At 67.0% G+C, this 23,650-nt stretch carries 26 protein-coding genes; 14 read left to right on the forward strand and 12 right to left on the reverse strand.

Features of this window, described 5'->3' with window-relative positions; genetic code table 11:
* Positions 1 to 35 precede the first annotated feature (35 nt).
* Positions 36 to 767 (forward strand): Clp protease N-terminal domain-containing protein, encoded by a 732-nt coding sequence (locus NS1_RS18325; protein WP_062986241.1) that lies wholly within the window; start codon positions 36 to 38, stop codon positions 765 to 767.
* Between the two features lie 239 nt (positions 768 to 1,006).
* Positions 1,007 to 2,635: a chaperonin GroEL gene (gene groL / locus NS1_RS18330; RefSeq protein WP_056816261.1), complete on the forward strand. Its 1,629-nt coding sequence runs from the start codon at positions 1,007 to 1,009 to the stop codon at positions 2,633 to 2,635.
* A gap of 305 nt (positions 2,636 to 2,940) precedes the next feature.
* On the opposite strand, the gene NS1_RS18335 is transcribed toward groL, so the two are convergent.
* A complete protein-coding gene (locus NS1_RS18335) occupies positions 2,941 to 3,741 on the reverse strand; it encodes a DUF6585 family protein (protein ID WP_255284585.1) in 801 nt (266 codons plus the stop codon).
* A gap of 113 nt (positions 3,742 to 3,854) precedes the next feature.
* Here NS1_RS18335 and NS1_RS18340 point away from each other — a divergent pair, with 113 nt between their 5' ends.
* Positions 3,855 to 4,769, forward strand: a complete 915-nt coding sequence (locus NS1_RS18340) for an alpha/beta fold hydrolase (RefSeq protein WP_169812796.1) — start codon at positions 3,855 to 3,857, stop codon at positions 4,767 to 4,769.
* Here the strand turns inward: NS1_RS18340 and NS1_RS18345 are convergent.
* Positions 4,756 to 5,700 carry an SMP-30/gluconolactonase/LRE family protein gene (locus NS1_RS18345; protein WP_062986244.1) on the reverse strand — a complete coding sequence of 315 codons (945 nt, stop codon included), beginning with the start codon at positions 5,698 to 5,700 and terminating at the stop codon, positions 4,756 to 4,758. The two genes, NS1_RS18340 and NS1_RS18345, sit on opposite strands and share 14 nt — an antisense overlap.
* Positions 5,701 to 5,815: 115 nt before the next feature.
* On the opposite strand from NS1_RS18345, the gene NS1_RS18350 reads away from it, so the two are divergent.
* The gene (locus NS1_RS18350; protein WP_255284586.1) at positions 5,816 to 6,265 is read left to right on the forward strand and encodes a MarR family winged helix-turn-helix transcriptional regulator; all 450 of its coding nucleotides are present in this window, start codon (positions 5,816 to 5,818) and stop codon (positions 6,263 to 6,265) included.
* Positions 6,266 to 6,312: 47 nt separating this feature from the next.
* Here the strand turns inward: NS1_RS18350 and NS1_RS18355 are convergent, their stop codons facing one another.
* Positions 6,313 to 6,765 (reverse strand): SRPBCC family protein, encoded by a 453-nt coding sequence (locus NS1_RS18355; protein WP_062986246.1) that lies wholly within the window; start codon positions 6,763 to 6,765, stop codon positions 6,313 to 6,315.
* A gap of 252 nt (positions 6,766 to 7,017) precedes the next feature.
* Here NS1_RS18355 and NS1_RS18360 point away from each other — a divergent pair, with 252 nt between their 5' ends.
* Positions 7,018 to 7,368: a hypothetical protein gene (locus NS1_RS18360; RefSeq protein WP_062986248.1), complete on the forward strand. Its 351-nt coding sequence runs from the start codon at positions 7,018 to 7,020 to the stop codon at positions 7,366 to 7,368.
* A 175-nt stretch (positions 7,369 to 7,543) separates the two neighbouring features.
* Here the strand turns inward: NS1_RS18360 and NS1_RS40105 are convergent, their stop codons facing one another.
* On the reverse strand, positions 7,544 to 7,711 hold the full coding sequence (locus NS1_RS40105; protein ID WP_157125293.1) for an NADPH-dependent FMN reductase family protein: 168 nt from the start codon (positions 7,709 to 7,711) through the stop codon (positions 7,544 to 7,546).
* Between the two features lie 656 nt (positions 7,712 to 8,367).
* Here NS1_RS40105 and NS1_RS18365 point away from each other — a divergent pair.
* Positions 8,368 to 9,000: a TetR/AcrR family transcriptional regulator gene (locus tag NS1_RS18365; protein WP_255284587.1), complete on the forward strand. Its 633-nt coding sequence runs from the start codon at positions 8,368 to 8,370 to the stop codon at positions 8,998 to 9,000.
* Positions 9,000 to 9,869, forward strand: a complete 870-nt coding sequence (locus NS1_RS18370) for an alpha/beta hydrolase family protein (RefSeq protein WP_056814750.1) — start codon at positions 9,000 to 9,002, stop codon at positions 9,867 to 9,869. Before NS1_RS18365 ends, NS1_RS18370 begins: the two co-directional genes overlap by 1 nt.
* A gap of 3 nt (positions 9,870 to 9,872) precedes the next feature.
* On the opposite strand, the gene NS1_RS18375 is transcribed toward NS1_RS18370, so the two are convergent.
* Together NS1_RS18375 and NS1_RS18380 are read right to left on the reverse strand one after the other, a co-directional pair.
* Positions 9,873 to 11,933: a prolyl oligopeptidase family serine peptidase gene (locus NS1_RS18375; protein ID WP_062986252.1), complete on the reverse strand. Its 2,061-nt coding sequence runs from the start codon at positions 11,931 to 11,933 to the stop codon at positions 9,873 to 9,875.
* 45 nt (positions 11,934 to 11,978) lie between these two features.
* Complete coding sequence (locus tag NS1_RS18380; protein WP_062986254.1) at positions 11,979 to 12,509, reverse strand: AMIN-like domain-containing (lipo)protein; 531 nt, start codon at positions 12,507 to 12,509, stop codon at positions 11,979 to 11,981.
* A gap of 141 nt (positions 12,510 to 12,650) precedes the next feature.
* Between NS1_RS18380 and NS1_RS18385 the strand changes: the two genes are divergently transcribed.
* Complete coding sequence (locus NS1_RS18385) at positions 12,651 to 13,625, forward strand: dipeptidase (protein WP_062986256.1); 975 nt, start codon at positions 12,651 to 12,653, stop codon at positions 13,623 to 13,625.
* Between the two features lie 50 nt (positions 13,626 to 13,675).
* On the opposite strand, the gene NS1_RS18390 is transcribed toward NS1_RS18385, so the two are convergent.
* Together NS1_RS18390 and NS1_RS18395 are read right to left on the reverse strand one after the other, a co-directional pair.
* On the reverse strand, positions 13,676 to 14,704 hold the full coding sequence (locus NS1_RS18390) for an NADP-dependent oxidoreductase (RefSeq protein WP_062986258.1): 1,029 nt from the start codon (positions 14,702 to 14,704) through the stop codon (positions 13,676 to 13,678).
* Positions 14,705 to 14,830: 126 nt separating this feature from the next.
* Positions 14,831 to 15,868 (reverse strand): AraC family transcriptional regulator, encoded by a 1,038-nt coding sequence (locus NS1_RS18395; RefSeq protein WP_062986260.1) that lies wholly within the window; start codon positions 15,866 to 15,868, stop codon positions 14,831 to 14,833.
* Positions 15,869 to 15,977: 109 nt separating this feature from the next.
* Here NS1_RS18395 and lpdA point away from each other — a divergent pair, with 109 nt between their 5' ends.
* From lpdA to NS1_RS18410, 3 genes are all read left to right on the forward strand, one after another.
* On the forward strand, positions 15,978 to 17,381 hold the full coding sequence (gene lpdA / locus NS1_RS18400) for a dihydrolipoyl dehydrogenase (protein WP_062986262.1): 1,404 nt from the start codon (positions 15,978 to 15,980) through the stop codon (positions 17,379 to 17,381).
* Positions 17,382 to 17,668: 287 nt separating this feature from the next.
* Positions 17,669 to 18,169 (forward strand): L,D-transpeptidase, encoded by a 501-nt coding sequence (locus tag NS1_RS18405; RefSeq protein WP_062986264.1) that lies wholly within the window; start codon positions 17,669 to 17,671, stop codon positions 18,167 to 18,169.
* Positions 18,170 to 18,221: 52 nt separating this feature from the next.
* On the forward strand, positions 18,222 to 18,917 hold the full coding sequence (locus NS1_RS18410) for a polysaccharide deacetylase family protein (RefSeq protein WP_062986266.1): 696 nt from the start codon (positions 18,222 to 18,224) through the stop codon (positions 18,915 to 18,917).
* Here the strand turns inward: NS1_RS18410 and NS1_RS18415 are convergent.
* The gene (locus NS1_RS18415) at positions 18,907 to 19,323 is read right to left on the reverse strand and encodes a winged helix-turn-helix transcriptional regulator (protein ID WP_062986268.1); all 417 of its coding nucleotides are present in this window, start codon (positions 19,321 to 19,323) and stop codon (positions 18,907 to 18,909) included. The two genes, NS1_RS18410 and NS1_RS18415, sit on opposite strands and share 11 nt — an antisense overlap.
* A gap of 85 nt (positions 19,324 to 19,408) precedes the next feature.
* Here NS1_RS18415 and NS1_RS18420 point away from each other — a divergent pair, with 85 nt between their 5' ends.
* Together NS1_RS18420 and NS1_RS18425 are read left to right on the forward strand one after the other, a co-directional pair.
* A complete protein-coding gene (locus NS1_RS18420) occupies positions 19,409 to 20,248 on the forward strand; it encodes an NmrA family NAD(P)-binding protein (protein WP_062986270.1) in 840 nt (279 codons plus the stop codon).
* 139 nt (positions 20,249 to 20,387) lie between these two features.
* Positions 20,388 to 20,771 (forward strand): DoxX-related protein, encoded by a 384-nt coding sequence (locus NS1_RS18425; protein ID WP_062986271.1) that lies wholly within the window; start codon positions 20,388 to 20,390, stop codon positions 20,769 to 20,771.
* Here the strand turns inward: NS1_RS18425 and NS1_RS18430 are convergent, their stop codons facing one another.
* The gene (locus tag NS1_RS18430; protein ID WP_062986273.1) at positions 20,772 to 21,149 is read right to left on the reverse strand and encodes a VOC family protein; all 378 of its coding nucleotides are present in this window, start codon (positions 21,147 to 21,149) and stop codon (positions 20,772 to 20,774) included.
* Positions 21,150 to 21,241: 92 nt separating this feature from the next.
* Positions 21,242 to 21,787 (reverse strand): carboxymuconolactone decarboxylase family protein, encoded by a 546-nt coding sequence (locus tag NS1_RS18435; protein ID WP_056814711.1) that lies wholly within the window; start codon positions 21,785 to 21,787, stop codon positions 21,242 to 21,244.
* Positions 21,788 to 22,001: 214 nt separating this feature from the next.
* On the opposite strand from NS1_RS18435, the gene NS1_RS18440 reads away from it, so the two are divergent.
* Positions 22,002 to 22,892, forward strand: a complete 891-nt coding sequence (locus NS1_RS18440) for a nuclease-related domain-containing protein (protein WP_062986275.1) — start codon at positions 22,002 to 22,004, stop codon at positions 22,890 to 22,892.
* Here the strand turns inward: NS1_RS18440 and NS1_RS18445 are convergent, their stop codons facing one another.
* Positions 22,893 to 23,642 carry a GntR family transcriptional regulator gene (locus NS1_RS18445; protein ID WP_062986277.1) on the reverse strand — a complete coding sequence of 250 codons (750 nt, stop codon included), beginning with the start codon at positions 23,640 to 23,642 and terminating at the stop codon, positions 22,893 to 22,895.
* Positions 23,643 to 23,650: the final 8 nt, after the last annotated feature.

Genomic DNA, 23,650 nt, shown 5'->3' on the forward strand with positions numbered 1-23,650 from the left:
TTGACGCCTGCACATCGTCAACCTACAGTTGACGCATGAGCACTCCGAACTTCCGCCTCGACGACCTCATCGACGGCATCAAAAAGGCCCGCCCCGACAATGTCCTCGACCAACTCTCCGACGCCGTGGTCGCCGCCAATCACCTCGGCGAGACCGCTGATCACCTGATCGGCCACTTCGTCGACCAGGCGCGCCGCTCCGGCGCCTCCTGGACCGATATCGGCGCCAGCATGGGCGTCAGCAAGCAGGCCGTCCAGAAACGGTTCGTGCCGAAGGGGCCGAGCGACACGGCCGCGATGGATCCGCAGGCCGGTTTCGCCAAGTTCACCGACCGGGCCCGGCAGGTGGTCGTCGGCTCCCAGGAGGCGGCCCGCGCCTCGGAGAGTAGTCAGATCGCCCTCGGGCACCTGATTCTCGGACTGATCGGTCAGTCGGAAGGTCTGGCCGCCAAGGAGATCGTCGCCAGGGGCGTCACGCTGGACGCGGTGCGCGATGCCGCGACCGCCTCGTTGCCCGCCGCCGACGGTGACGTGCCCGCTCTCATCCCGTTCGACGGCGACACGAAGAAGGTACTCGAGCTCACCTTTCGCGAGGCGCTGCGGCTCGGCCACAATTACATCGGCACCGAGCACATCCTGCTGGCTCTGCTGGAACAGGAGAACGGCACGGGCGTACTCAGCGGTCTGGGCCTTGACAAGGCCGTCGTCGAGGCCGAACTCGTCGAGCTGCTGAATCAGTTCCTGGCTTCGATGCAGGACGAGGCCTGAGAGGCGGTCGCGCCCGGTATGTCCCGCGCGTCGGGCGCGACCTTGCACTCTCACCACCTGAGTGCTAAAAATGGCTTGGCACTCGTCACTGTTGAGTGCCAGGTCGGGACGGTGAGATCGGGTTCCATCGACACCCTCGGTCGTCCGTCGCGGGCACCTCCTGGCCAGCGTACTTTGGGGCGATCCAACCTGTGGTCGTCTCGTGTGTCAGCCATAGACATGTGGAGGATCTCAACGCAATGGCCAAGACAATTGCGTACGACGAAGAGGCCCGTCGCGGTCTCGAGCGGGGTCTGAACGCCCTCGCCGACGCTGTCAAGGTGACGCTGGGCCCGAAGGGTCGCAACGTCGTGCTCGAGAAGAAGTGGGGCGCCCCCACGATCACCAACGATGGTGTTTCCATCGCCAAGGAGATCGACCTCGAGGACCCGTACGAGAAGATCGGCGCCGAGCTGGTCAAGGAAGTCGCCAAGAAGACGGACGACGTCGCGGGCGACGGTACGACCACCGCCACCGTGCTCGCCCAGGCGCTCGTACGTGAAGGTCTGCGCAACGTCGCGGCCGGCGCGAACCCGCTCGGCCTGAAGCGTGGCATCGAGAAGGCCGTCGAGGCCGTCACCGCCAAGCTGCTCGACACCGCCAAGGAGATCGACACCAAGGAGCAGATCGCTGCTACCGCTGGTATCTCCGCGGGCGACCCTGCCATCGGCCAGCTCATCGCCGAGGCGATGGACAAGGTCGGCAAGGAAGGTGTCATCACCGTCGAGGAGAGCAACACCTTCGGGCTCCAGCTGGAGCTCACCGAGGGCATGCGCTTCGACAAGGGCTACATCTCCGGTTACTTCGTGACCGACCCCGAGCGTCAGGAAGCGGTCCTCGAGGATCCGTACATCCTGCTCGTGTCGTCGAAGATCTCGACCGTGAAGGACCTGCTGCCGCTGCTGGAGAAGGTCATCCAGGCCGGCAAGCCGCTGCTGATCATCGCCGAGGACGTCGAGGGTGAAGCCCTGTCGACCCTGGTCGTGAACAAGATCCGTGGCACCTTCAAGTCTGTCGCCGTCAAGGCGCCGGGCTTCGGTGACCGTCGCAAGGCCCAGCTGGCCGATATCGCCATCCTCACCGGTGGCGAGGTCATCAGCGAAGAGGTCGGCCTCTCCCTGGAGACCGCCGGCATCGAGCTGCTCGGCACCGCGCGCAAGGTCGTCATCACCAAGGACGAGACCACCATCGTCGAGGGTGCGGGCGACGCGGAGGCCATCAAGGGCCGCGTGGCGCAGATCCGCGCCGAGATCGAGTCCTCGGATTCGGACTACGACCGTGAGAAGCTGCAGGAACGTCTGGCCAAGCTGGCCGGCGGCGTTGCGGTGATCAAGGCCGGTGCCGCTACCGAGGTCGAGCTCAAGGAGCGCAAGCACCGCATCGAAGATGCCGTGCGCAACGCCAAGGCTGCCGTCGAAGAGGGCATCGTTGCCGGTGGTGGCGTCGCGCTGCTGCAGGCCGCCCCCGCGCTCGACGGCTTCAGCGGTCTGACCGCTGACGAGGCGACCGGTGTCAACATCGTGCGCGTCGCGCTGTCGGCCCCGCTCAAGCAGATCGCCTTCAACGCGGGCCTCGAGCCCGGCGTCGTGGCCGAGAAGGTCTCCAACCTCCCCGAGGGCGAAGGCCTGAACGCCGACACCGGTGTCTACGAGAACCTGCTGGCCGCCGGCGTTGCCGACCCGGTCAAGGTCACCCGCTCGGCCCTGCAGAACGCGGCCTCCATCGCCGCGCTCTTCCTCACCACCGAGGCAGTAGTCGCCGACAAGCCGGAGAAGTCCGCCCCCGCAGGCGGCGACCCCACCGGCGGCATGGGCGGCATGGACTTCTGATCTCCTGATCAGTAAGTTCCCCGCAAGCCACGAAGGCCGGTCCACCATTCGGTGGACCGGCCTTCGTCATTTCGTTGCTCGGTGATGAGTCCGCAAGCGCAGTGAGCAACACTCATTCCTACGACCGCGACAGCTTCCTCACGGAGTTCTTTCCGATGCGCAGGATAGGGCCGAAGTCGAAGCAGGCGCTGAACATCTCGTGGCAGTGAGTCGCGCTGTACGACCGTGCGGCGATCACCGTCAGTGAATTGCGAACTCTCGCCGCTATATCGAGGCCCTGGGTGGTGTTGCGGTGAGCTACCGGGTCAGCCGACTGGTGTGAGGCGCAGGCGCTCGGCCAGCTCGTTGAAGATGTAGAAGTTGGGGATGGTGCTGACGGGGGCCAGGGACATCCATATGCCGGAGAGTTTGATGCGGATGTGGCCGCTGCGGGCGTCGATGAGTTGGATGTCTTCCCAGGACAGGGCTTCTTCGCGGAAGGTGAGGGCATCCAGGGAGAGGGAGAGTTCGCCGAAGGGGACGGTTTCGCCGTTGTCGATGGCGGCTACCGCGGCGGGGAGTTGGGTTGCGGTGACGGCGGATTGGATGGCGCGGGCCCATTCGCGGGCGCGGGCGAAACCCTCTTCGTCGATGGTGGCTTCGACGCCGCCGGGGCCCGACAGTTCCAGCAGGTAGGTGACGGGGGTGGTGTCGTGGAAGGGGATGGCCTGCTGACGCACTTCGGTGCTGTCCCACCGGAATCCGGCCACGCGTTGACCAGAGCGGTAGACGGTGACGCCGTGGTCGAACAGATCGATGCGGGCGGCGCGGTTCTGCCGGTTGATCACGCCGCGGCGCAGCGCGAGCAGCACGGGCGCGGCGGCGATCACGAGCAGGGAGACACCACCTTGCCATCCGCCGACGGCCGCGACGATGACGCCGATGGTGGCGATGCAGCCCGCCACGATGCCGCAGCCGCGCACGAAGGTGTCGTCGGCGGGGGTGGCGAGAAAGGTGTCACGGTGCGCGCCCAGGTGCTGATACTCCGCCATCAGGTGTATCAGTTGGGTCAACGGCACCGCATGCCGAGTATCGGCTACGTCCTCCGGCCTGTTCGGAGTGATCACTCGTCCCTCCAAGAGGCGTTTTCATCCGCGGCGAAGCGTATGCGACCGGGCGGAATATTGCCACCGGTATGGATCGGAAATTCTGGCCACGACCGGGCGGAATGGCTCACCCGATGGCGAAAGCGACGAAGAACCCCGCCGCGGTTGTCCTCGATACCGAATCCGCGAAACCGTTGCCCGGCAACGTCACCGCCACGCGCCCGAAATGCTGGGAACGCTCCGTGACTGTGCCGATTAGGGTGGTTGACGTGTTGTTTCTGGACGAGGGCGAACCCACCGCGCCGGCGATCGTGTTCATCCACGGCATCCCGGGCTCGGTCGACTGGTTCGCTGCCGCCGCCGAGCGGATGACCGCCGCCTTTCGCGTGATCCGAGTCGATATGCACGAGCTCGGCGCCGACGGCGACTTCAGCGCCGCGGCCCGCGTGGCTCCACTCATCACCCTCATGGACGATCTGGGCCTCACCGACGTGACAGCGGTCGGCCATTCGTTCGGCGCCGAGATCGCCTTGGAACTCGCCGCCGTCTCCCACCGCGTTGCCCGCGTGGTGGTCGTCGGCCAGGCCCCTGACTACCAGGCCGCCAGGATCCCGACGGCCGCGAAATGGGTTGTCCGCCCGTGGGCTGTGCGCCTGGCGCAGCGGTGGACACCGGGGCCGGTGATCCGCCTGGCGAGCCGGTCGGCCTTCGCTCCCCGCTTCCGCTACGACTCGGCGCCCGGGCTGGCCGAGGCGCTGGTGCGCGACTTCCGCGCCACCCTCCCCACTGGCCTCGCCTACGCGGTGGGTGCCCGAGCCGACGACTTCGCCGAGAAACCCCTCGATACCCGCGTGCGGGCGCTCGACCAGCCCGTCCTCGCCATCCACGGCCGCCACGACCACCTCTACGACAGCGCCGAAACCCTCGCCCGCTTCGCCGCCGCGGGCGCCGACACCCACCTCGTCGAACACGCGGGCCACTCCCCGCAAGTCGAGCAACCGGACGAATTCGTCTCCGTCCTCGGTGAATTCATCGCTAGAACCCGTTGACCGCCGAAACCACGAATGTCCCCGGCGTGCCCGTCTGACCCAGCGGCCCGCCCTTGTCGAACTGCGACGACACGATCAGTGCCCGCTCGCCCGAATGCACCATCGTCGTAGGAACATTCAGCGCGGGATCGTGGAATTCGCCGGTGCGGGTAGCGGTGGCGCCGTTGTCGGCGAGGGCCCAGCGGCTGATGGTGTTGTCGAGATTGTGGACTATCCACAGCGTGTTGTCGCGCAGGTCCAGCCCGTCGCCGTGGCGTGCGTCGCCACCGGTCAGCGCTACCTTTCGGATCGGATCCGCGCCGCCGGTGAGGTCGATGCGGTACAGCTCGGCCGCTGACATGGCGACGACGATCAGAAACTTGCCGGCCGGGTCGGCGACAATGCCGTTGAGCTCGAACACCTTCGGGTCGCGCGGCCCGAGCGCGGTGGTCAGGTCGTAGGCGACTGTCAGTTCACCCCCGCCGCCGATTACCGCCTTGTAGACCACATTTCGCATGCTGTCGGTCAGATAGGCCGACCCGTCCGCGCCGAAATCCAGGTCGTTGACGAAACGCGGTGCGTCACCGGGCACTGCGAAGCGCGCGAGCAGCGCTCGTGATCCGGTGTCGTACACACTCACGCCCACACCCGAATCGATCACCCACAGTCGACCGCTTCGATCGACCTTCACGCCGTTCGCCGTCTTCCTGCCGTCGGCGCCCGCGGGCAGGAACACCTCGGCGCGCGCAGCGTCGGCGGCAGCCCGATACACCGCGCCGTCGGCGAACGACCCGACGTAGGTGTCACCGTTGCGCGCGTCCACGCCGATGCCCTCCGGGTACACGGCATTGCCGGGCAGTTCGTAAGCGGTGCTCAGCGTGGGTGTGTCGGGCGAGGTCCCGCAGGCGGCCAGAGTCAGGCAAGCGGCGGCGGCGGCGACAGTTCTCAACATGATGAAGCCTCTCAGTGATGTAACGCCAAGCATCAAGCGATAGGCAGTAACTTAGATTAAGGTCGTTATGATCGTCAAGAGATTTACGAAGTGATGGGCGGATACCATGCAACGCATGACGTCCATGTCCGCCGCCGAGAGGCTCGGCACGTATATCAAGCGCGCCGAGCAAGCCCTGATCGCGACGAAGACGGCCGCGCTCAAACCCGCCGGGCTGACCGTCGCGCAGTACAGCGCGCTACTGCACCTCGCGGAGAACCCTGGTATCTCGGCCGCGGCCCTTGCCCGGCTGGCCGGCGTCACCCCACCGACCATGAACACTGTCCTGACCAACCTCCAGGAGCGCGGCCTGGTGGACCGGACCCCGCACGAGTGGCACAAGAACGTGCTGGAAACCCGCCTCACCGAGGAGGGGCGGGCGGTGATGAACGACGCCGACGTCCGCGCGATCGCGGTGGAGCGCGCCTTGGCCGAGCGATTCACCGCGACCGAACTGGCCGCGGTGCAGGAGCTGCTCACCCGCGGCGCGCAGGCGCTCGACGAGATCCGCGACAACCTGGCATAAAAAAGAGCCCGCCGGATGATTCCGGCGGGCTCACGCGATATTCGAGGTCAGCGCTCGGCGGCGACCTTCACCTTGCTCAGCGTCTCCCGCATACCCGAGACCAGATCGGCCTCGAACTTCTCCTCGCCGCCCATGGCGACCTTGATCGTTCCCCGCAACCAGCCGGGCAGACCCTTGGCGTCGACGGTGCGCGTCTCGACGACGCGGGTGCCGGTGGCGGTCGGCTCGAGCTCGTAGGCCCAGACCGTGCGGTTCTCGTTCATCCGGAACGCCAGCGCCTTGTTGGGTTCGAAGCGCACGATGCGCGAGGTGGTCGGGTAGACCTTCCAGCCGACCTTGTTGATGTTGACGGTGAACGCGCCGTCGCGAACGCCACCGACCGCGACCATCTTCAGCGTCGTGGGGCTGAGTTCGGGCATGCGGCGCAGGTCCGCGAGCACCGACCAGACCTTTTCCGGCGATGCGGCGATGTCGATGCTGGCTTCGAGAGTGTTCGGCAACGGTGCCTCCGGGGTATGCGTGACGGGCTGTCACGCTCAGCATAGGCACCGTGACCTCGGTCGACCTCCGCCCATGGTCGGATTTCTTGCAGGCTGCGCCGAACGCTGGTCAAAATGATTGCGCCCGAATATGTTTCGACAGAAGTCACGTGGCCCGGCTTACCGGGCAGCAACCCGCCCGTCGACCGCGGGGCGCTCCGGCCGACGACGCCGCCGGGCGGCGCGAGCAGTACGCCGGTGTAGATCCCGACGATGGACCCGAGCGCGGGAAGACCGCTGACGTGGAGCGGCGTCAACCGTGGGCCGCGCGGCAGCGCGACGAACGCGGTGAAGGCCGAGCCCGCCGCGTCCACCACGAACACGGCCTGCCGGCCGGAAGCGCCCTCGACAAGCTGCGCGATCACCCCCACGCCGAGGAACGCCAGGTCCGATATCGAAGCCGTCGACCGCCAGGTCGCCCGTATGCCGATCCTCGCGCCCGGACTCGGCGCCGATATCACCACAGGGGCGGACAAGGCCGTCACTGCCAGGCCCCCGACGGTCACCGGGCGTCGTCCCCTGCGGTGCGACAGTGGGCCGGTGATCAGAAACCCTGCGCCGTAGGCGAGCTCGAAAGCAGTTGTTGTCCAGATCGCCGCGTCCCGGCAGGTACCCCACGCCGCGGCCGGGTCGCCGAGTATCGGCAGCGTCACGTAGGGCTTCCTGGCGACGAGAATCCCTCCGGCACAGATTGTTGCGACTGTTCTTCCCGTCGGCGCCCACCTCCGTTTCCATCACTTCAGTAGTCGGCGCCGAAGTCGGGCAAGCCCGGCTCGAACAGATCGAACGTGTCGACCCGCGATCCGGTGTCCTCCGTCGCGAGGGTTTCGATGAAAGTGTTTGCGGTAGAGCGGGATCGGCTGAGTTCGCCCCGTGAGCAAGCATCGAGGTGTAGCAGAGTCGTCATGGGGACAGGAGTACCGAGCCCAGCGGCTGCCGACAATGATTTGTCGCACCCTGACGGTTACTTCCCGGTTCGACGGATGCGAGAACGACGCATCGGTACACTCACGTTTCACATCGCGGTTGCCCTGGCGCGTCGACGACGAGCAGCGGCTGCTGGACGAGGGAACGACGGTACGGATCGACGCGCGCGGAACGGGAACGGTTGCGCGCACTCGGATTCGGCGATGCCGATATTCACGGTCTCGTGCTGCCGACGCCTCGTTCGCGAATCGGCTCATGCCCGGTCCGGGCGCGCCCCGAGTTCCTTGGTCTTGTGCCCCGTGACAAAAAATTCTAGAAAATTCCTTTAAAACACCCTCGCTTCACATTGTGTCTGGGTATCGTCCGAGATGGCAAATGGCCAGTGACAACGAAGTCACAAAACATCGACTTGGAGTGACACATGCTTTACAACATCACGGATGACAGCAGCGACGGCAACATCCTGACCCTGCTGCTCGGCCTGCTCACCAGCTCGCTGAGCACCGGTTCGGTGCAGGGCTCGGGCAACTGAGCCGTCTGTAGCCAACTTTCGGCTAACGCGCGGTTGGCCGATTGGGCAGCCGAAGGGCCTGATCCATGACGAGGGGATCAGGCCCTTCGGTATTGTCAGCGACAATGTCACAGGATGCGAATACGGGACGAATGTATGCCGGGCAACCCGTAGAGGACCGGCAACGCCAGCGGCGTGCGCGTTTTCTGGAGTCAGGCCTTACGGTCTTCGCGCGCGACGGGTACGCAAACAGTTCGGTCGGCGCCATCTGTAAGGACGCGGGACTATCGTCTCGGCAGTTCTACGAGGAGTTCACCGGCCGCGAATCTCTGCTGCTGGAGCTGTACGAGCAGATCGACCGACATTCGCGCGAGGCGGTGGCTTCCGCCCTCGAGGACAAGGCCGAGGCGACCGTGCTCGAGCAGATCGACGCGGCCGTGCGGGCCTACGTCGAGTCGATCGGCACCGATCCCCGCAAGGCGCGGGTGGCGCTGGTCGAAGTGGTCGGGGCAGGCCCCAAGGTCGAGAAGTTCCGTCTCGAACTGCGTCGCGTGTGGGGGTCACTGCTGGCCAGTGCCGCCGAAGACGCGGCCATGCACGGCGAAATCCCGCCCGGCGACTACGAACTGCGGGTTCTCGCGGTCATCGGCGCGGTGAACTATGTCGTCGACGGCTGGAGCGGCAGCGACCCGCGGCCTCCACTCGACGAGGTGATCAAGGTGCTGAGCCGGGTGATCCTTGGCGCGGTCGGGGCTTGATGGCCCGGGTCGAGATCGTCGAGATCCAGGTACCCGACGGCAGCACCCTGCCGGTGCGGCTCATTCCGGCCACCGGCGCCCACCGGCATCCGGTCACCCCGGACGCACCACGCGCGGTCGTGGTGATCGTGCCCGGCCTAGCGGTGCCGGGGGAGTTCTACGAGTACTTCGGACACCGGCTGGCCGCCCGCGGATTCGATGTCGCCATCGGCGAACTGCGTGGTCAGAGTGAGAGCACGCGTCGTCCCGACGCCGAAAGCACCTACGGCTACCACGAACTGGTCTCGGTGGACTTTCCGGCGATGCTGGCCGCGGTGCGCAACCGGTTCCCGGCCAGCACGCCGTACCTGCTCGGCCACAGCATGGGCGGCCAGCTCGCGTCGATGTACGCGGCCAGGGTGCGCGGCAGGCTGGGCGGCTTGATCCTGGTCGCTTCCGGGACGCCGTATTTCCGTGGGTATCGCGGTGTCTTCGGGCCGGGCGTGCTGGTGGGCACCGCGGCGGTGGCGGTCGCGTCGAACCTGGCAGGGTTCTGGCCGGGGGACCTGCTCGGCAAGCGCGCGTACGGCAGACAGTCCAAAGTTCTCATGTCGGATTGGGCCAGGCTGGCCCGCACCGGGCGCTTCGTGCCCGTCGGCGCCGATATCGACTACGACGAGCGGATGTCGCGGCTGAAGTTTCCGGTCCTGTCGATCACCATCGCCGGTGACGATCTGGCCCCGCAGACCTCCGCCGACCACCTGCTCGGCAAGCTGCCCGGCACGCAGGTGACCCGGTGGTTCCAGCCGGAGGCCCTGGGGCACAACGGCTGGATCACCAATCCGGACTCCACCGTCGACACGGTGGAGAAGTGGCTGCGCGACCGCTGACCCTCAGGCCGAGCGGCGGCCCTCGATCAGCATCTGGATGAAGAACTCGTAGACCAGCGCGGACAGGTAGGCCGACTGCTTGTTGTCGGCGGCGCCGCCGTGACCGCCCTCGATGTTCTCGTAGTACCAGACGGTGCGATCCTGCGACTCCAGGAGCGCGGCCATCTTTCGCGCATGACCGGGATGGACCCGGTCGTCGCGAGTGGAGGTGGCGAGCAGGATCGGTGGGTACTGCTTGCCGGGGTCGGTGTTCTGATACGGCGAGTACTCGCTGAGGTAGGCCCATTCCTCCGGCTTGTCCGGGTCACCGTATTCGGCGACCCACGACGCACCGGCCAGCAGCAGGTGATAGCGCTTCATGTCCAGCAGCGGGACCTGGCAGACGATGGCGCCGAACAGTTCCGGGTAGCGGGCGAGCATCACGCCCATCAGCAACCCGCCGTTGCTGCCGCCGATCGCGCCGAGCCGGTCGGGGGTGGTGATGCCGCGGGCCACGAGGTCGCGGGCGACCGAGGCGAAGTCCTCGAACGCGCGGTGGCGGTGCTCTTTCAGTGCCGCAGTGTGCCATTCGGGGCCGTACTCGCCGCCACCGCGAATGTTGGTCATCACGTAGGTGCCGCCACGTTCGAGCCAGTTCATGCCCGCCGAGCCGAGATAGGCGGGGGTCTTGGAGATTTCGAAGCCGCCGTACCCGTTCATGATCGTCGGTCCCGGTGTCCCGCGCCGGTCGCGATGGCGGATCACGAAGTAGGGCACCGCGGTTCCGTCGTCGGAGGTGGCGAAGAACTGTTCGGTCTCGATGCCGGTGGCATCGAAGTAGCCGGGCGCCTGCTTCAAGGTCACCGCGGTTTCACCGATCGCGCTGCTGAGCAGGGTGGTCGGGGTGGTGAAACCGGTGGTGGTGAGCATGAATTCGTCGCCACCCTCCAGCGGGTCCAGGTTGGCCACCGAGGTGGACGACATGGCGGGGGAATCGGTGAGCGCACTGGCGGCCCAGCCGTCCGGGCCGGGGGTGAGCACGCGGAATCCGGTCTGCACGTCCTGCAAGGTGGTCAGGATCAGGTGGTTCTCGGTCCATCCCCACGATTCCAGTGAGGTGTGCGGATCCGGTGTGAAGAGGACGTCGAATTCTCTGCCACCGGCGAGGAAGTCGTTCAGGTCGGTGACCAGCAGACTGCCGGGCGCATAGGTGGTCTGGGCCGGAGTCCACTCGGTCTTCAAGCGCACCAGCAGCCAGTCGCGGTACCAATCGACATCGGCGTCGGTGGGGGTTTCGATCAGACGCCACGCGCCGTCCTCCAGCAGCGACACCTCACTGTTGAAGAAGTCCGTCGACCGATGCAGGTAGTGCCGCTCGTAGCCGGGGTGGCGGTCGTAGCCCGCGCCGATCGAGACATCGCTCGGCTTGCCCTCGTACACCGTTTCGGCGGTGGACAACGCGGTGCCGCGTCGCCAGCGCTTGGCGATGCGCGGGTAGCCGGAGTCGGTGAGCGATCCGGGTCCGAAATCGGTGCCGAGGTAGACGGTGTCGGCGTCGATCCAGCCGATTCGCGACTTGGCCTCCGGTAGGTAGAACCCGCCGTCCTCGGGGGCGATGAATTGCCTGGTGGTCAGGTCGAATTCGCGTTCGACGGTGGCGTCGGCGCCGCCGCGGGACAGATGGATGATGGCGCGTTCCTGCGACGGACGCAGCACGGCCGCGCCCGCCCACACCCAGTTCTCGCCGTCCGCCTCGGCCAGCGCGTCGACGTCGATCAGCACGTCCCACTCGGGCTCGTCGGTGGCGTAGGACTCGAATGTCGTGCGCCGCCACAGCCCGCGCTGATGCTGCGCGTCACGCCAGAAGTTGTACAGCCACGGCCCCCGTCGGCCGGGGTAGGCGATCTTGGTGTCGTCGTCGAGCATCGCCAGAACGCGACGCTCCATATCGGCGAATCGGTCGGTGGCCGCGAACCGCCGCCCCACCACCTCGTTGCGGGCGCGCGCCCAGTCCAGCGCGCCCTCGTCGGTCACGTCCTCGAGCCAAAGATAGGGATCGGTCACGTTCTGCTCAACGCCGCTCATCCCCACATTGTTGCCGATGTGAGGATTCGCATGTCGCGCGAGCCGTCACCAGTGGTGGGCGACGTCCACGACTACGCGGGCCGGGCCGTCGAGGGTGCTCACGCGGAAGGGCAGGCGGGCGCGGACACCCAGGCCGAAGGTGGTCTGGCCTTCGAAGGAGCCGGCGAACGCGGCTTGGCGGAAGGTCGGGTAGCCGTTCACGCCGACGAGCTCGGTGCGGCTCGGCGGGTTGTAGGTGCTGTTGCCCGCGTTGTCGTAGGCGGGGGCCAGGACGGCGATCTGCAAGAACGCGCCACCGCGGAGGGGGACAGCGGCGCCGGAGCCGTCCTGGGTGACCGTGCCGACGTAACCGACGCGGTAACCGGCGGTGGGCCCGGACAGATCGATGACCAGGCGGTCGAAGCACTCGTGGCGGCCCGCGCGGACGTCGGCGACGGTGGCGCCCGAGTAGTTCGATGTCGATTGGTCCTGTGAGCTCCAGGCGAGACCGCAGTAGGAGGGGGTGGCGGACGCGGGCAGAGTCGACAGCCCGAGGCAGGTCGCGAGGGAGGCGAGGAGGACGAGGACGCGACGCATGTCGCACCGCCTTTTGGATCACGGGGGCAATGGGTCGGGGACGCAGTACTGACTTATCGACGAATCAGACATCGCGTTAACGTCGGTTCGGCGTCGGATGCGCCGCGAAACGTACGATCACAGGTCACGAATCAACCGGAGGTGGATGTGTTCCTGTGGGAGCAGCACTGTTGTCTGCCGTTGCGGCCCACGGCCAGGGTCGCGGAGCTGGCTCGGTACCCGGCGGGGTCGTATCTGTCGGTCAACGTCGGGTACTCGGCGCAGACCAAGGGTGATTCGCTGGCCTTGCTGCGGCAGTTCCGGGACGAGGCAGCGGCGGATTCGCGGTTCCGGTTGGTCGACCGAGTGGGCGATATCGGTGCGCCCGGGGTGATCTCGTTGGCCTTCGACCTCGAGGATTCCGGGCCAATCGACGGTGATCTCGACAATGTGGAACTGTTCTACGAGCTCGGCGTTCGCTCGCTGCTGCCCACCTACAACCACGCGAACGCGGCGGGCTGCGGTTGCCTCGACAGCGACGACACCGGGCTGACCGGATACGGAAAGGACTTGGTGCGCAAGCTCAACGAGGTCGGCATGTTCGCCGACGGCTCGCACTGCTCGCGCCGCACCGGCCTCGACATCGCCACCCACACCTCGGTTCCGATGATCTACAGCCACTCCAATTTCGCCGCGCTGTGGGACCACCCGCGCAATATCACCGACGAGCAGGCACGCGCGTGCGCCGCCACCGGTGGGGTGATCGGCATCAACGGCGTCGGAATCTTCCTCGGCCGCAACGAGCCCGCCGCGCGCGCCGAGCGGGTCGCGGCGACAGCCGACCACATTCGATACGGCGTCGACCTGGTCGGGATCGACCACATCGGGATCGGGTCGGACTATTCGTTCGACGGTCAAGAGTTCAACGACGAGATCCGCGACAACCCGGGTGCGTTCTCCGACTCGTACACGAAATGGGGCCCGCTGCAATGGACTCCGCCCGAGGACCTGCTCGGCGAATCCGATGTGCCCGGGCTGGACGAGCTCCTCGCGGCCCGTGGTTTCACCCCTGCCGAGCGAGAGGCGATCTTCGGCGGCAACTTCGCCAGGGCCGCGAGCCACGTCTGGCGTGAGTGACCTTCGCCCCGCCGGACCGAAAAACTCGGTGCGCGGCGGGGCGTTCGGGTTCAGGCGAGGTGAACGAGCATCTTTCCGGTGTTGGCGCCGGTGAGAACACCGAGGAACGCGGCGGGCGCCTGGTCGAGTCCGTCGTAGACGGTTTCGGCGGTGTGCAGGGCGCCGTCGGCGAGCCAGCCCGCGGCCTTGGCGATGTACTCGCCGAAGATCGGGAAGTAGCTGGTGACCAGCATGCCGCGCAGGGTGATCTCCTTCGTCGCCGCGAGGTAGAGATCAGGTGTCTGCCCGGTGGTGGCGCCGTTGTAGCCGCTGATCGCGCCGACCAGGGCGATCCGGCCGTGCTGGTTGAGCGCCTCGATGGCGACCTTCAAGTGTTCGCCGCCGACACTGTCGAGGTAGACATCGATGCCATCGGGTGCGGCCGCCGCGAGCTGACCATCGAGATCGCCGGCCCGGTAGTCGATCGCCGCGTCGAAACCGAACTCCTCGAGCAGCTTTCGGGTCTTGACGGGACCACCGGCCGAGCCGATCACCCGCTTCGCGCCGAGCGCCTTGGCGAGCTGGCCCGCCACGCTGCCGACCGCTCCCGCTGCCGCCGAGATGAACACGGTGTCGCCGGGCTCTACCCGGGCGATGTCGGTGAGCGCGGCGTAGGCGGTGAGTCCCGTGGTGCCGAGCACGCTCAGGAAGTGCTGCGGTGCGGCGAGTTCGGGGTCGACGGGGGTGGCCGGCGCGGCGTCGACGATGGCGTGTTCGCGCCATCCGGCGAAGTGCGTGACCGTGGCGCCGACCGCGATATCGGCTGAGCGGGAAGCGATCACCTCGCCGATCGCCGAACCGTCCAGGGCCGCACCGAGTTCGAAGGGCGGGATGTAGGACGCCTTGTCGTCCATCCGGCCGCGCATATACGGATCGACTGACATCCAGGTGTTGCGGACCAGGATCTGCCCCTCGGCGAGTTCCGGCAGCTCCCGCTCCACCAGGGCGAAATCGCCGGCGACCGGTGCGCCGTTCGGGCGGGCGGCGAGGTGGATCTCGCGGGTGGAGGTGGGCAGTGCGCGGGTGGCCGTGTTCGACATGATCGAGCCTTCTTTCGAGGTCAGCCGGTGTTTCTCGCCGGTGATGACTACGTTATGGCGGCCGGGACCCCGCTCCCAGGTCCGCGGACGCCACCACCCGGTCCGTTCACGCCATGGTGGGCGCGCTCACCCCGCGCGCGAGGCGGTCGGTGTGGTGCCGGTCCATCGGTGGAAGGCCTTGCGCAGGGCGCGGTCGTCGGTGAAGGCGAGGCGCTGGGCGATGGTGGCGGTGCTGTGGCCTCGGTCGAGCAGGATTCTCGCGCGTTCGTGGCGGAGCAGGTCGAGCTCGTCGCGCCAGGACGTGCCGTGTTCGGCGAGATGACGTTGCAGGGTGCGCTGGCTCATGGCAAGACTTCTCGCGACGCGGGGTAGGGCTGGGTCGCCCGCGTCCAGTGCCGCGCCGAGGGCGATGCGAAAGGCATCGAGGGGGTCGGCGATCGGGCGGGCGGAGGCGAGGACCAGGTCGGCGTGGCTGCGCATCAAGTCGGCCAGCATCGGATCGGCGCGGGTCAGTGGTGCGTTGGCGTCGTCGGCATGGAAGGTGATCGAATCCGCCTCGGCCTCGAATTCGATGTCGGCGGTACCGAATACGGCGACCAGTCCGGCGTGGTCGGCCGGGGCGGCGTGGCCGAAGCTCACCCGGGTGGGCACGAGCGGGCGACCGATCGCTTCGCGCGCACGGCGCAGGTAGTAGGCGAGCACGTACTCGTTGACCACCGAGGCCACTGCCGGATCATCGGCCGAGGTCCGGTAGCCGATGGTGAGATCCCCGTCGCCGGACAGGTCGAAACCCTCGGTCGCCGCGGTCACCAAGCGGTGATACGGCTGGGCCGCGCGCAGCGAATCCGCCAGTGTCTCGCCGGTTGTCACCAGATAGTCCCAGGTGTTGAGAGAGCCGAGCGGAGCCGCCGCGGCGATCGCGGCCCCCGACCCCGCACCGGGTCGCGCCTGCGCGATCAACTCCCACAACCGGAGCAGCGAACTCATCGGGATCCGGTTGAGCTCACCACGCAGAACCACCTCGTCGGTTCCGGCCACCCGGGCCAGCTGGTCCTCGGCCGCACCCGCCTGCCTGGCCGCTTGCACGAGCAACCGGACGAGATGGGTCGATGCCGTGCCGTCGAGTCGGCTGCCGATTCCGCCCGCCGATCCAGCACCGCTCACCCTCTCGACATTACTGGCGCCACAGCGACCAGCGGTCGGTCGAGGGCACATCTCACCTATAGGGGGGACGGGTGGGTGAACTCCCCGAAACAGAGTTAGGCTCGGTGACGTGACTTCCCACTACGATGTCGTCGTTCTCGGCGCTGGTCCCGGCGGATATGTCGCCGCGATCCGTGCCGCTCAACTCGGCCTGCGAACAGCGATTGTCGAGCAGAAATACTGGGGTGGCGTGTGCCTGAACGTGGGCTGCATCCCGTCCAAGGCACTGCTGCGCAACGCCGAGCTGGCCCATATCTTCCACAAGGAGGCCAAGACCTTCGGCATCTCCGGTGAGGTCAGCTTCGACTTCGGCGCCGCCTTCGATCGCAGCCGCAAGGTGGCCGACGGTCGGGTCAAGGGCGTGCACTTCCTGATGAAGAAGAACAAGATCGACGAGTTCGACGGTCTCGGTACCTTCACCGGCCCGAACTCGATCGACGTCGCGCTCACCAAGGGCGGCGCCGAGACGATCACGTTCGACAATGCCATCATCGCCACCGGCACCACCACCAAGCTGCTGCCGGGCACCCAGCTCTCCGAGAACGTGGTCACCTACGAGGAGCAGATCCTCACCCGTGACCTACCGGGCTCGATCCTGATCGTCGGCGCCGGCGCCATCGGCATGGAGTTCGCCTACGTCCTCAAGAACTACGGCGTCGACGTGCGGATTGTGGAGTTCCTCGACCGCGCGCTGCCCAATGAGGACGCCGACGTCTCCAAGGAGATCACCAAGCAGTACAAGAAGCTCGGCATCACCATCTCCACCGGTGCGGCCGTGCAGTCGATCGACGACGAGGGCTCCAAGGTCACCGTCCAGATCAAGGACAACAAGTCCGGCGCGATCGAGACCGTCACCGTCGACAAGGTGCTGCAGGCCGTCGGCTTCGCACCGCGGGTGGAGGGCTACGGCCTGGAGACCACCGGTGTCGCGCTCACCGACCGTGGCGCCATCGAGATCGACGACTACATGCGCACCAACGTGGCGCACATCTACGCGATCGGTGACGTCACCGCCAAGCTGCAGCTCGCCCACGTGGCGGAGGCGCAGGGCGTGGTCGCGGCCGAGACCATCGGCGGCGCCGAGACGATGTCCCTGGGTGACTACCGGATGATGCCGCGCGCCACCTTCTGTCAGCCGCAGGTCGCCAGCTTCGGTCTCACCGAGCAGCAGGCCCGCGACGAGGGCTACGACGTGAAGGTCGCGAACTTCCCGTTCCAGGCCAACGGCAAGGCGCACGGACTCGGCGATCCGACCGGCTTCGTGAAGCTGATCGCCGACGGCACGCACGGCGAACTCCTCGGCGGGCACCTGATCGGCCCCGACGTCTCCGAGCTGCTGCCGGAACTCACCCTCGCCCAGAAGTGGGACCTCACGGTCAACGAGGTGGCCCGCAATGTGCACACCCACCCGACGCTGAGCGAAGCGGTGCAGGAAGCGATCCACGGCCTCGCGGGGCACATGATCAACTTCTGAGGTATCAGCCGACCGGGGCCGGGTGCGCGAATCGCGTATCCGGCCCTTTGGTTTCTATTCGGTCTTTTTCCGGGTGTTGATTTGGTGAATCGAAGCCTGTAACCGATGATCTCTTTAGTTCTTTCGTTCGCTTGTTAGTCGCAACACCTGATCTTGTGAGTACATGGGTAACTCGCCGGGCACGCCCACAAGCTGACTCCATCGCGACCGCCAGCCCGGCACCGCGCTGCCGTCGTACCTAACGACCGGCAAAAGGCGCGGAGAGGCGGACAGAGAGGCTACGACTGATGAGCAAGAGCATTCTCGGTTGGACAGCACGGATCGCGGCAACAGCCGCCGTCGCTGTGGCCGGATTCGGCATGGTGACACCGGCCGTCGCGGAACCTCTTTTCCCCGGTGGACCGGACGTTCCCGGTGTTCCCGCCATTGTTCCCACCGCATCGCCGTGCCCGGTCGTCGAAGCAAGGGCATGCCTGCGGCTGTCGACGAACGAGGCGTGGCTGGTCGACAACGGCCGGGTGATCTTCGGACCGACGCCGATTTCGCACGGTATGGCCGGATACGAAACGCCGCCCGCGGTGACCAAGATTTCCTTCAAGCGGGAATTCCACTGGAGCACGATGCACAATGCGCCGATGCGATGGGCAACCTTCTTCAACGGCGACATGGCATTCCACGTGGGACCGGTCGATTCGAAATCGCACGGCTGTGTCCGGATGACCGAAGACGGCGCCCACCGTTTCTTCGACTACCTGAAGCCGGGCGACATCACCCAAGTTATCGCGTAGCTGCGCCGGTAACTCACCGGGCCGAGCAGACCCGGTGAGTTACCGTCTGTCCATGCGTCGTTGGCTGGTGGGTGGGGTCCTCGGCCTCGTGGTGGTTTCGGTGGTGGCGGTCGGCCTGTACGTGGTGATGAATTCGCGGACCTATCAGGTGGCGGGGCGGCTGGTCGATCGGGTCGAGACCGACGAGAAGGTTGTCGCGTTGACCTTCGATGACGGCCCGACCGCGCGAACCCCGGAAGTGCTGCGAATACTGGGGGAATCGCAGGTTCGCGCGACCTTCTATCTGGTCGGCGACAACCTGGCCGCTCATCCCGAATACGGTGCGGCGATCGTGGCAGCGGGCCACGAGATCGGAAACCACTCCTATTCGCACCGGCGCATGGTGCTGGTCTCCGGTGACACCGTGCGTGACGAGATCGAACGCACCGACGACGAGATCCGCCGCGCCGGGTATCCCGGACCGATCACTTTCCGCCCGCCCTACGGCAAGAAGCTGTGGACGCTGCCGCGCTACCTCGCCGACCACGATCGCACCACCGTGACCTGGGACGTCGAGCCCGATTCCGCGGGTGGCGCGTCACGCGCGGCCATCGTCGCCGATACCCTCGCCGAGACCAGGCCGGGCTCGATCATCTTGCTCCATGTCATGCACGGCGCAGAATCCCTTGCCTCGGTCCCCGAGATCGTCGACGGATTGCGTGCGCAGGGCTACCGATTCGTCACTGTCTCGGAGTTGCTCACGCGTTGAGCTGGTCTTGGCCGATGGCCCCGGCACGGTGGTAGCTGTCCTGTGCCGCGCGGACGGTGTCCATATTGGATTCCAGCACGACGATCAGCGACCGCAGATGGTCGGCGACCTGCGCGCCCAGCTCTGTGAGGGTGTATTCGACGCGGGGCGGGATCGCTTCCAGCACTTCGCGATGAACCATGCCGTCGCGTTCCAGCGCCTGCAGGGTCTGCGAGAGCATGCGTTCGCTCACGCCGTCTACGCGGCGGCGCAGGGCGCTGAAGCGGACGGGACCGTCGCGCAGCGCGACCAGGGCCAGCACACCCCACCGTCCGGCGATGTTCTGCAGGACGGGACGAGAGGTGCAGTTACGCGCGAAGACGTCGGCTTCCAGCGTGGGGTCGTGGTCTGCGGGCGTCTCTGACATGACTTCATTCTACCCACTTGACGCAAGTGCCCGCTAAAGGCATAGTGCTTACTAATAGTTAGTACTTGTAGCGCTGGAGGTAGCAATGACCGTGGCAGTGACAGCAGCAGGCGGAAAGCTCGGCCGGTTGGTCGTGGAGGCCCTGCTCGCCGCAGGGGAGCGGCCCGTCGCGATCGTGCGCGATCCGCAGAAGGTGGCCGACCTGGCCGAGCGAGGCGCCGACGTGCGGCAGGCGTCCTACGACGACCCGGCGGCCCTCGATGCCGCCCTGGTGGGTGTAAATCGGGTGCTGCTGATCTCGGGCAACGAATTCGGCTCCCGAATTGCCCAGCACACCAATGTCATTCGCGCCGCCGAGCGCGCCGGCGTCGAACTGCTGGCCTACACCAGCATCCCCCGCGCCGACAGCAATCCGATGCTGCTGGCGGCCGAGCACCGAGGCACCGAAGAGGTGCTGGCCACCGCCACCGTGCCGACGGTGCTGCTGCGCAACAGCTGGTACTGGGAGAACTACGAGGGCGCCGTCGCGAACGCGGCGGAGTCGGGCGTCCTGCACGGCGCGATGGCCACCGGTCGCGTCTCCGGCGCCGCACGGGCCGATTACGCCGAGGCCGCCGCGCGCGTGCTCACCGGCGCCGGGCACGAGGGCCGCGTCTACGAACTCGGCGGTGACGAGGCGCTGACCGGTGCTGACCTGGCGGCTGCGGTCGCCGAGGCAAAGGGCTCCACGGTCCGCTACGCAGACCTCGCCGAGGCCGACTATGTGGCGGCGCTGCGCGCGGCCGGCCTCGACGGCCAGATCGCCGCCGCCCTCGCCGACGCCGACGCCCGTATCGGCGAGGGCATGCTCGAGGTGAACACCGGCGACCTGACCAAACTTCTCGGCCGCCCGGCGACCTCCGCGTCCACGGTCTTCGCGCGGTAGTCGGCGCCCTCGTGGCGACAGCACATGGGTAACTCGCCGGGCACGGGCCAGCGGTCCTTGCTTACCGTCGGCCGCCGATGGATCGTCCTGCGCGCCTGGATCTGGCTCGAAGTCGCGGGGAGGCGGTACCGTCGGCGGTGTGGCTGATCAAACTCCCCGTCGACGAGCGCACTCCTGGTTGAGTGGACTGCTGTTCTTCATGGGCATCCTGCACTTCGTCGCACCGAAGCCGTTCGACAAGATCGTGCCGCCGCAGCTGCCCGGCAACCCGCGGACCTACACGTATGGGTCCGGGGTTGCCGAGCTGGGCGTGGCGACCGCGCTGGCGGTGCCGCGCACGCGGCGGCTCGGTGGGTGGCTCGCCGCGGCGCTGTTCGTCGGCGTGTTCCCCGCCAATATCCAGATGACCGCGGATGTACTCGGTAACCCGAAAGCGCCCAAGGTCTTCAAGGCAGGCGTGCTGGCGCGGTTGCCGTTGCAGATCCCGATGATCGTCGCGGCGCTGCGGGTCGCGCGCCGCTGATCAGACCCACTGCACGAGCTGGATGACGATGCCGTTGGGGTCGGTCATCTGGAAGTAGCGCTCGCCCCACTCCTCGGTTTCGATGGGCGTCTCGATCGGGACGCCCTCGGCCCGCACACGGTCGTATTCGCGGTCGATATCGTCGACGACGAACACCACCAGCAGCCCCTCGCCCGCGTTGCCCGCGATGCGGGCGGGCTTGAACGAGCCGAGGCCGGTACGCAGGTAGATCACGTCCAGGCCCGCGTCGGCCCGCTCCACGTTGACGAATCCGTCGGCGGCCATCTTCTCGGTGAAGCCGAGGTGGTCGATCAGGAACTGGGCAGAGGACTGCGGGTCGGCGACGTTGAGCGAGAGGGCGGAAGCGGTGATCTGCATGGGTTCTCCTCGATGACGATGAACTCCGTACGTTGTACGTCTTTACTGTGGGAGACCCCGCGCGAGCTCGCTATATGACCTGGGTCACAGTGTCAGAACGTGTCGCGCTCGATCCGCAGGGTCGTGATCGTCGACGCCAGACCTTCGTACTGATTGATCAGTAGCACGATCTCGATCAGTACCCGCTCGTCGTAGTGCTCGGCCAGCGCGGCCCACGCCGCGTCGTCCACATTCCGGGTGGACACCAGCTGATCGACGGCAGTCAGCAATGCCCGCTGCCGAGGTGTCCAGCCCTCGGCTTCCGGGCCTGCGGCAACGCGCTCGATCTCGACGGCGGACAGCCCTGCCTTTCGCCCCAACCGGCGATGATGATCGGCCTCGTAGTCGCACGCGCGCAGCTGCGCGACGCGCAGGATCACCAGTTCGGCCTCGGCGCGCGGCAACCTGCCACCCGGCATCAGCTTGCCGGAGAAATGCAGCCAGCCGCGAAAGAGTCCGCCGGTGCGACCGAGGGTGCTGAACAGATGCGCGTCATCGGTACCCGACGCACGGGAAAGTACCTGCCAGACAACCCAGTTGATCGGCCCGAGTTCACCGAACCTGCCGGGCGAAACGCGTGGTAGTGGCGCTGAATCCATCGGTGATCCACCTGTCTTCTCGAACATCGTCGGCCAGGATCGGAGCGTACTCGCCGGTATAGCTGCGGTGGGCCGCCTCGAGGGTCCATCCTGCGTTTCTGCCGGTTTTCTTTGGTTTCCAGTGGTTTTCGGAACAGTTGCGCGTCATGATCGGTGGGTACCGCAGCGGGCAGCGGCGGTGTGAAGTCGCAGCACTGGTAGGGGAACATCGAACATGCTGGTTCGGATCAGACCGGGTGCCGAGCTCACCGGCGCCGAGCGCGAGCTCGTGGATTGCCTGCGCTCATATCCGAGTACGGGGCTCGCGCTGGTCGATTGCCGGGTGGGTGACCGGCGGCTCGGCGCGGTGATCGTGACGCCGCGCGGGATCACGGTGGTCGAGGTCAAGGGCTTCCGGCGGCGGCAGAGCGGCCTGCTCACCGTGACCGCCGACGGCTCGTGGCGGATCAGCGACAGTCCGCTGGATTTAGAAGCCGAGCCGTCGAACGGTCTCACCGACCGGGTCGAGCACGGAGTGCACGCGGTGCGGGTCGCGCTGGAACGGGCGTTGCAGGACAGCAGGCATGTGTCCGGCGCGGTGGTGCTCGTGCCGTATCGCGGCGTGGTCGTCCGGCCCGCGCGCACTGCGCTGCGGCCGGGTCTCGATGTGCTGGTCGCGAACAGCGTCGACGCGCACGAGCTGCGGGTATACCTCGAAGGGTTCTCGGCGGGGCCACGCGAATGGACGATCGATCGGGTGGTCAACACCTGCGCGACGCTCGGGGTGGCCGAGGTGCCCTCACGCGCCGAGCTGGCCGAGGAGGGGTTCACCGGCAATCGGCCCGCGCCGACCCCGGTGGTACCGCAGGTGCGCAAGTTCAGCGCGCCGACCCCGCCCGCCCCGCCCGCCGATCCGTCGCGCCGGGGAAAGCTCGTCGGCATCGGAATGTTCGCCGCCGCGGTGCTCGGCATATTCGTCGTCTTCGTGGTGGTCGGGGTGGCGTTGTTCCAGGATTCGCCCGATTCGCGCCCGATGTCGGACACGTCGCAGACCTCGACGACCCGTGCGCCCTCGACGGCGACTCCGCGCAAGACCGAGTGCTGGCCGTTCCAGCAGGACTGTTGATCAATCCCGCACGGCGCGACCGAGTTTGGTGAAGGCGATCGCCTGTTCCGCGCGCACCCGAACGTGGGCGCGGGAGGAATCGATGTGGGCGGTGAGGGTGTGCAGGGCCTGTTCGTCGTCGCCGGCCAGCACCTGTTCGGCGATGGTGATGTGGTCGGCCGTCATGGCCGCGACCCGTTCGGCGGTCGGCACATCCATGGTGCGCACCGGGCGAACCCGCAGGTACACGGCTGCCAGCGCCTCGGCGAGCGCGGTGTTGCCCGCCGCCCTCAGCAGTTCGGTGTGGAACTGCTCGTCGGCGGCGACCAGATCGGGTCCGGGTTCCGGTGGGGTGTCGCGGTATTCGAGCCAGCGGGCCAACTCGGCGCGCACGGTGAGTAGGTCGTGCTCGGTCGGGACGTGTACCTGGACGGAACCACCGGCGGCGATGCGCTGAAAACCTCTGGATTCCAGCACAATTCGTAGCTCGTAGAGTTCGTCGAGTTCGTTGAGACGGGGCCGGTACAGGTAGAGCCCATCGGGATGACGCTGCACGAGTCCGTCGGCCTGGAGCCGGGCCAGCGCCTCGCGCACCGGGGTGCGCGAGACGCCGTAGCGCTCGGCCAGCCGCTCGGCGCGCAGCCGTTCGGTCGGTGCCAGTTCCCCGGTGGCGAGGTCGTGGCGCAGCTCGTCGTAGACGCGCGCGGCCAGCGGAACCCGCCGTCTCCCTCCGGCGGGACGCAAGTCCTCGCCCGATCCCCTCCCGGCCATGCGCGCCG

It is taken from the genome of Nocardia salmonicida NBRC 13393, assembly GCF_001613085.1.
In the GTDB taxonomy this organism is placed as follows: domain Bacteria; phylum Actinomycetota; class Actinomycetes; order Mycobacteriales; family Mycobacteriaceae; genus Nocardia; species Nocardia salmonicida.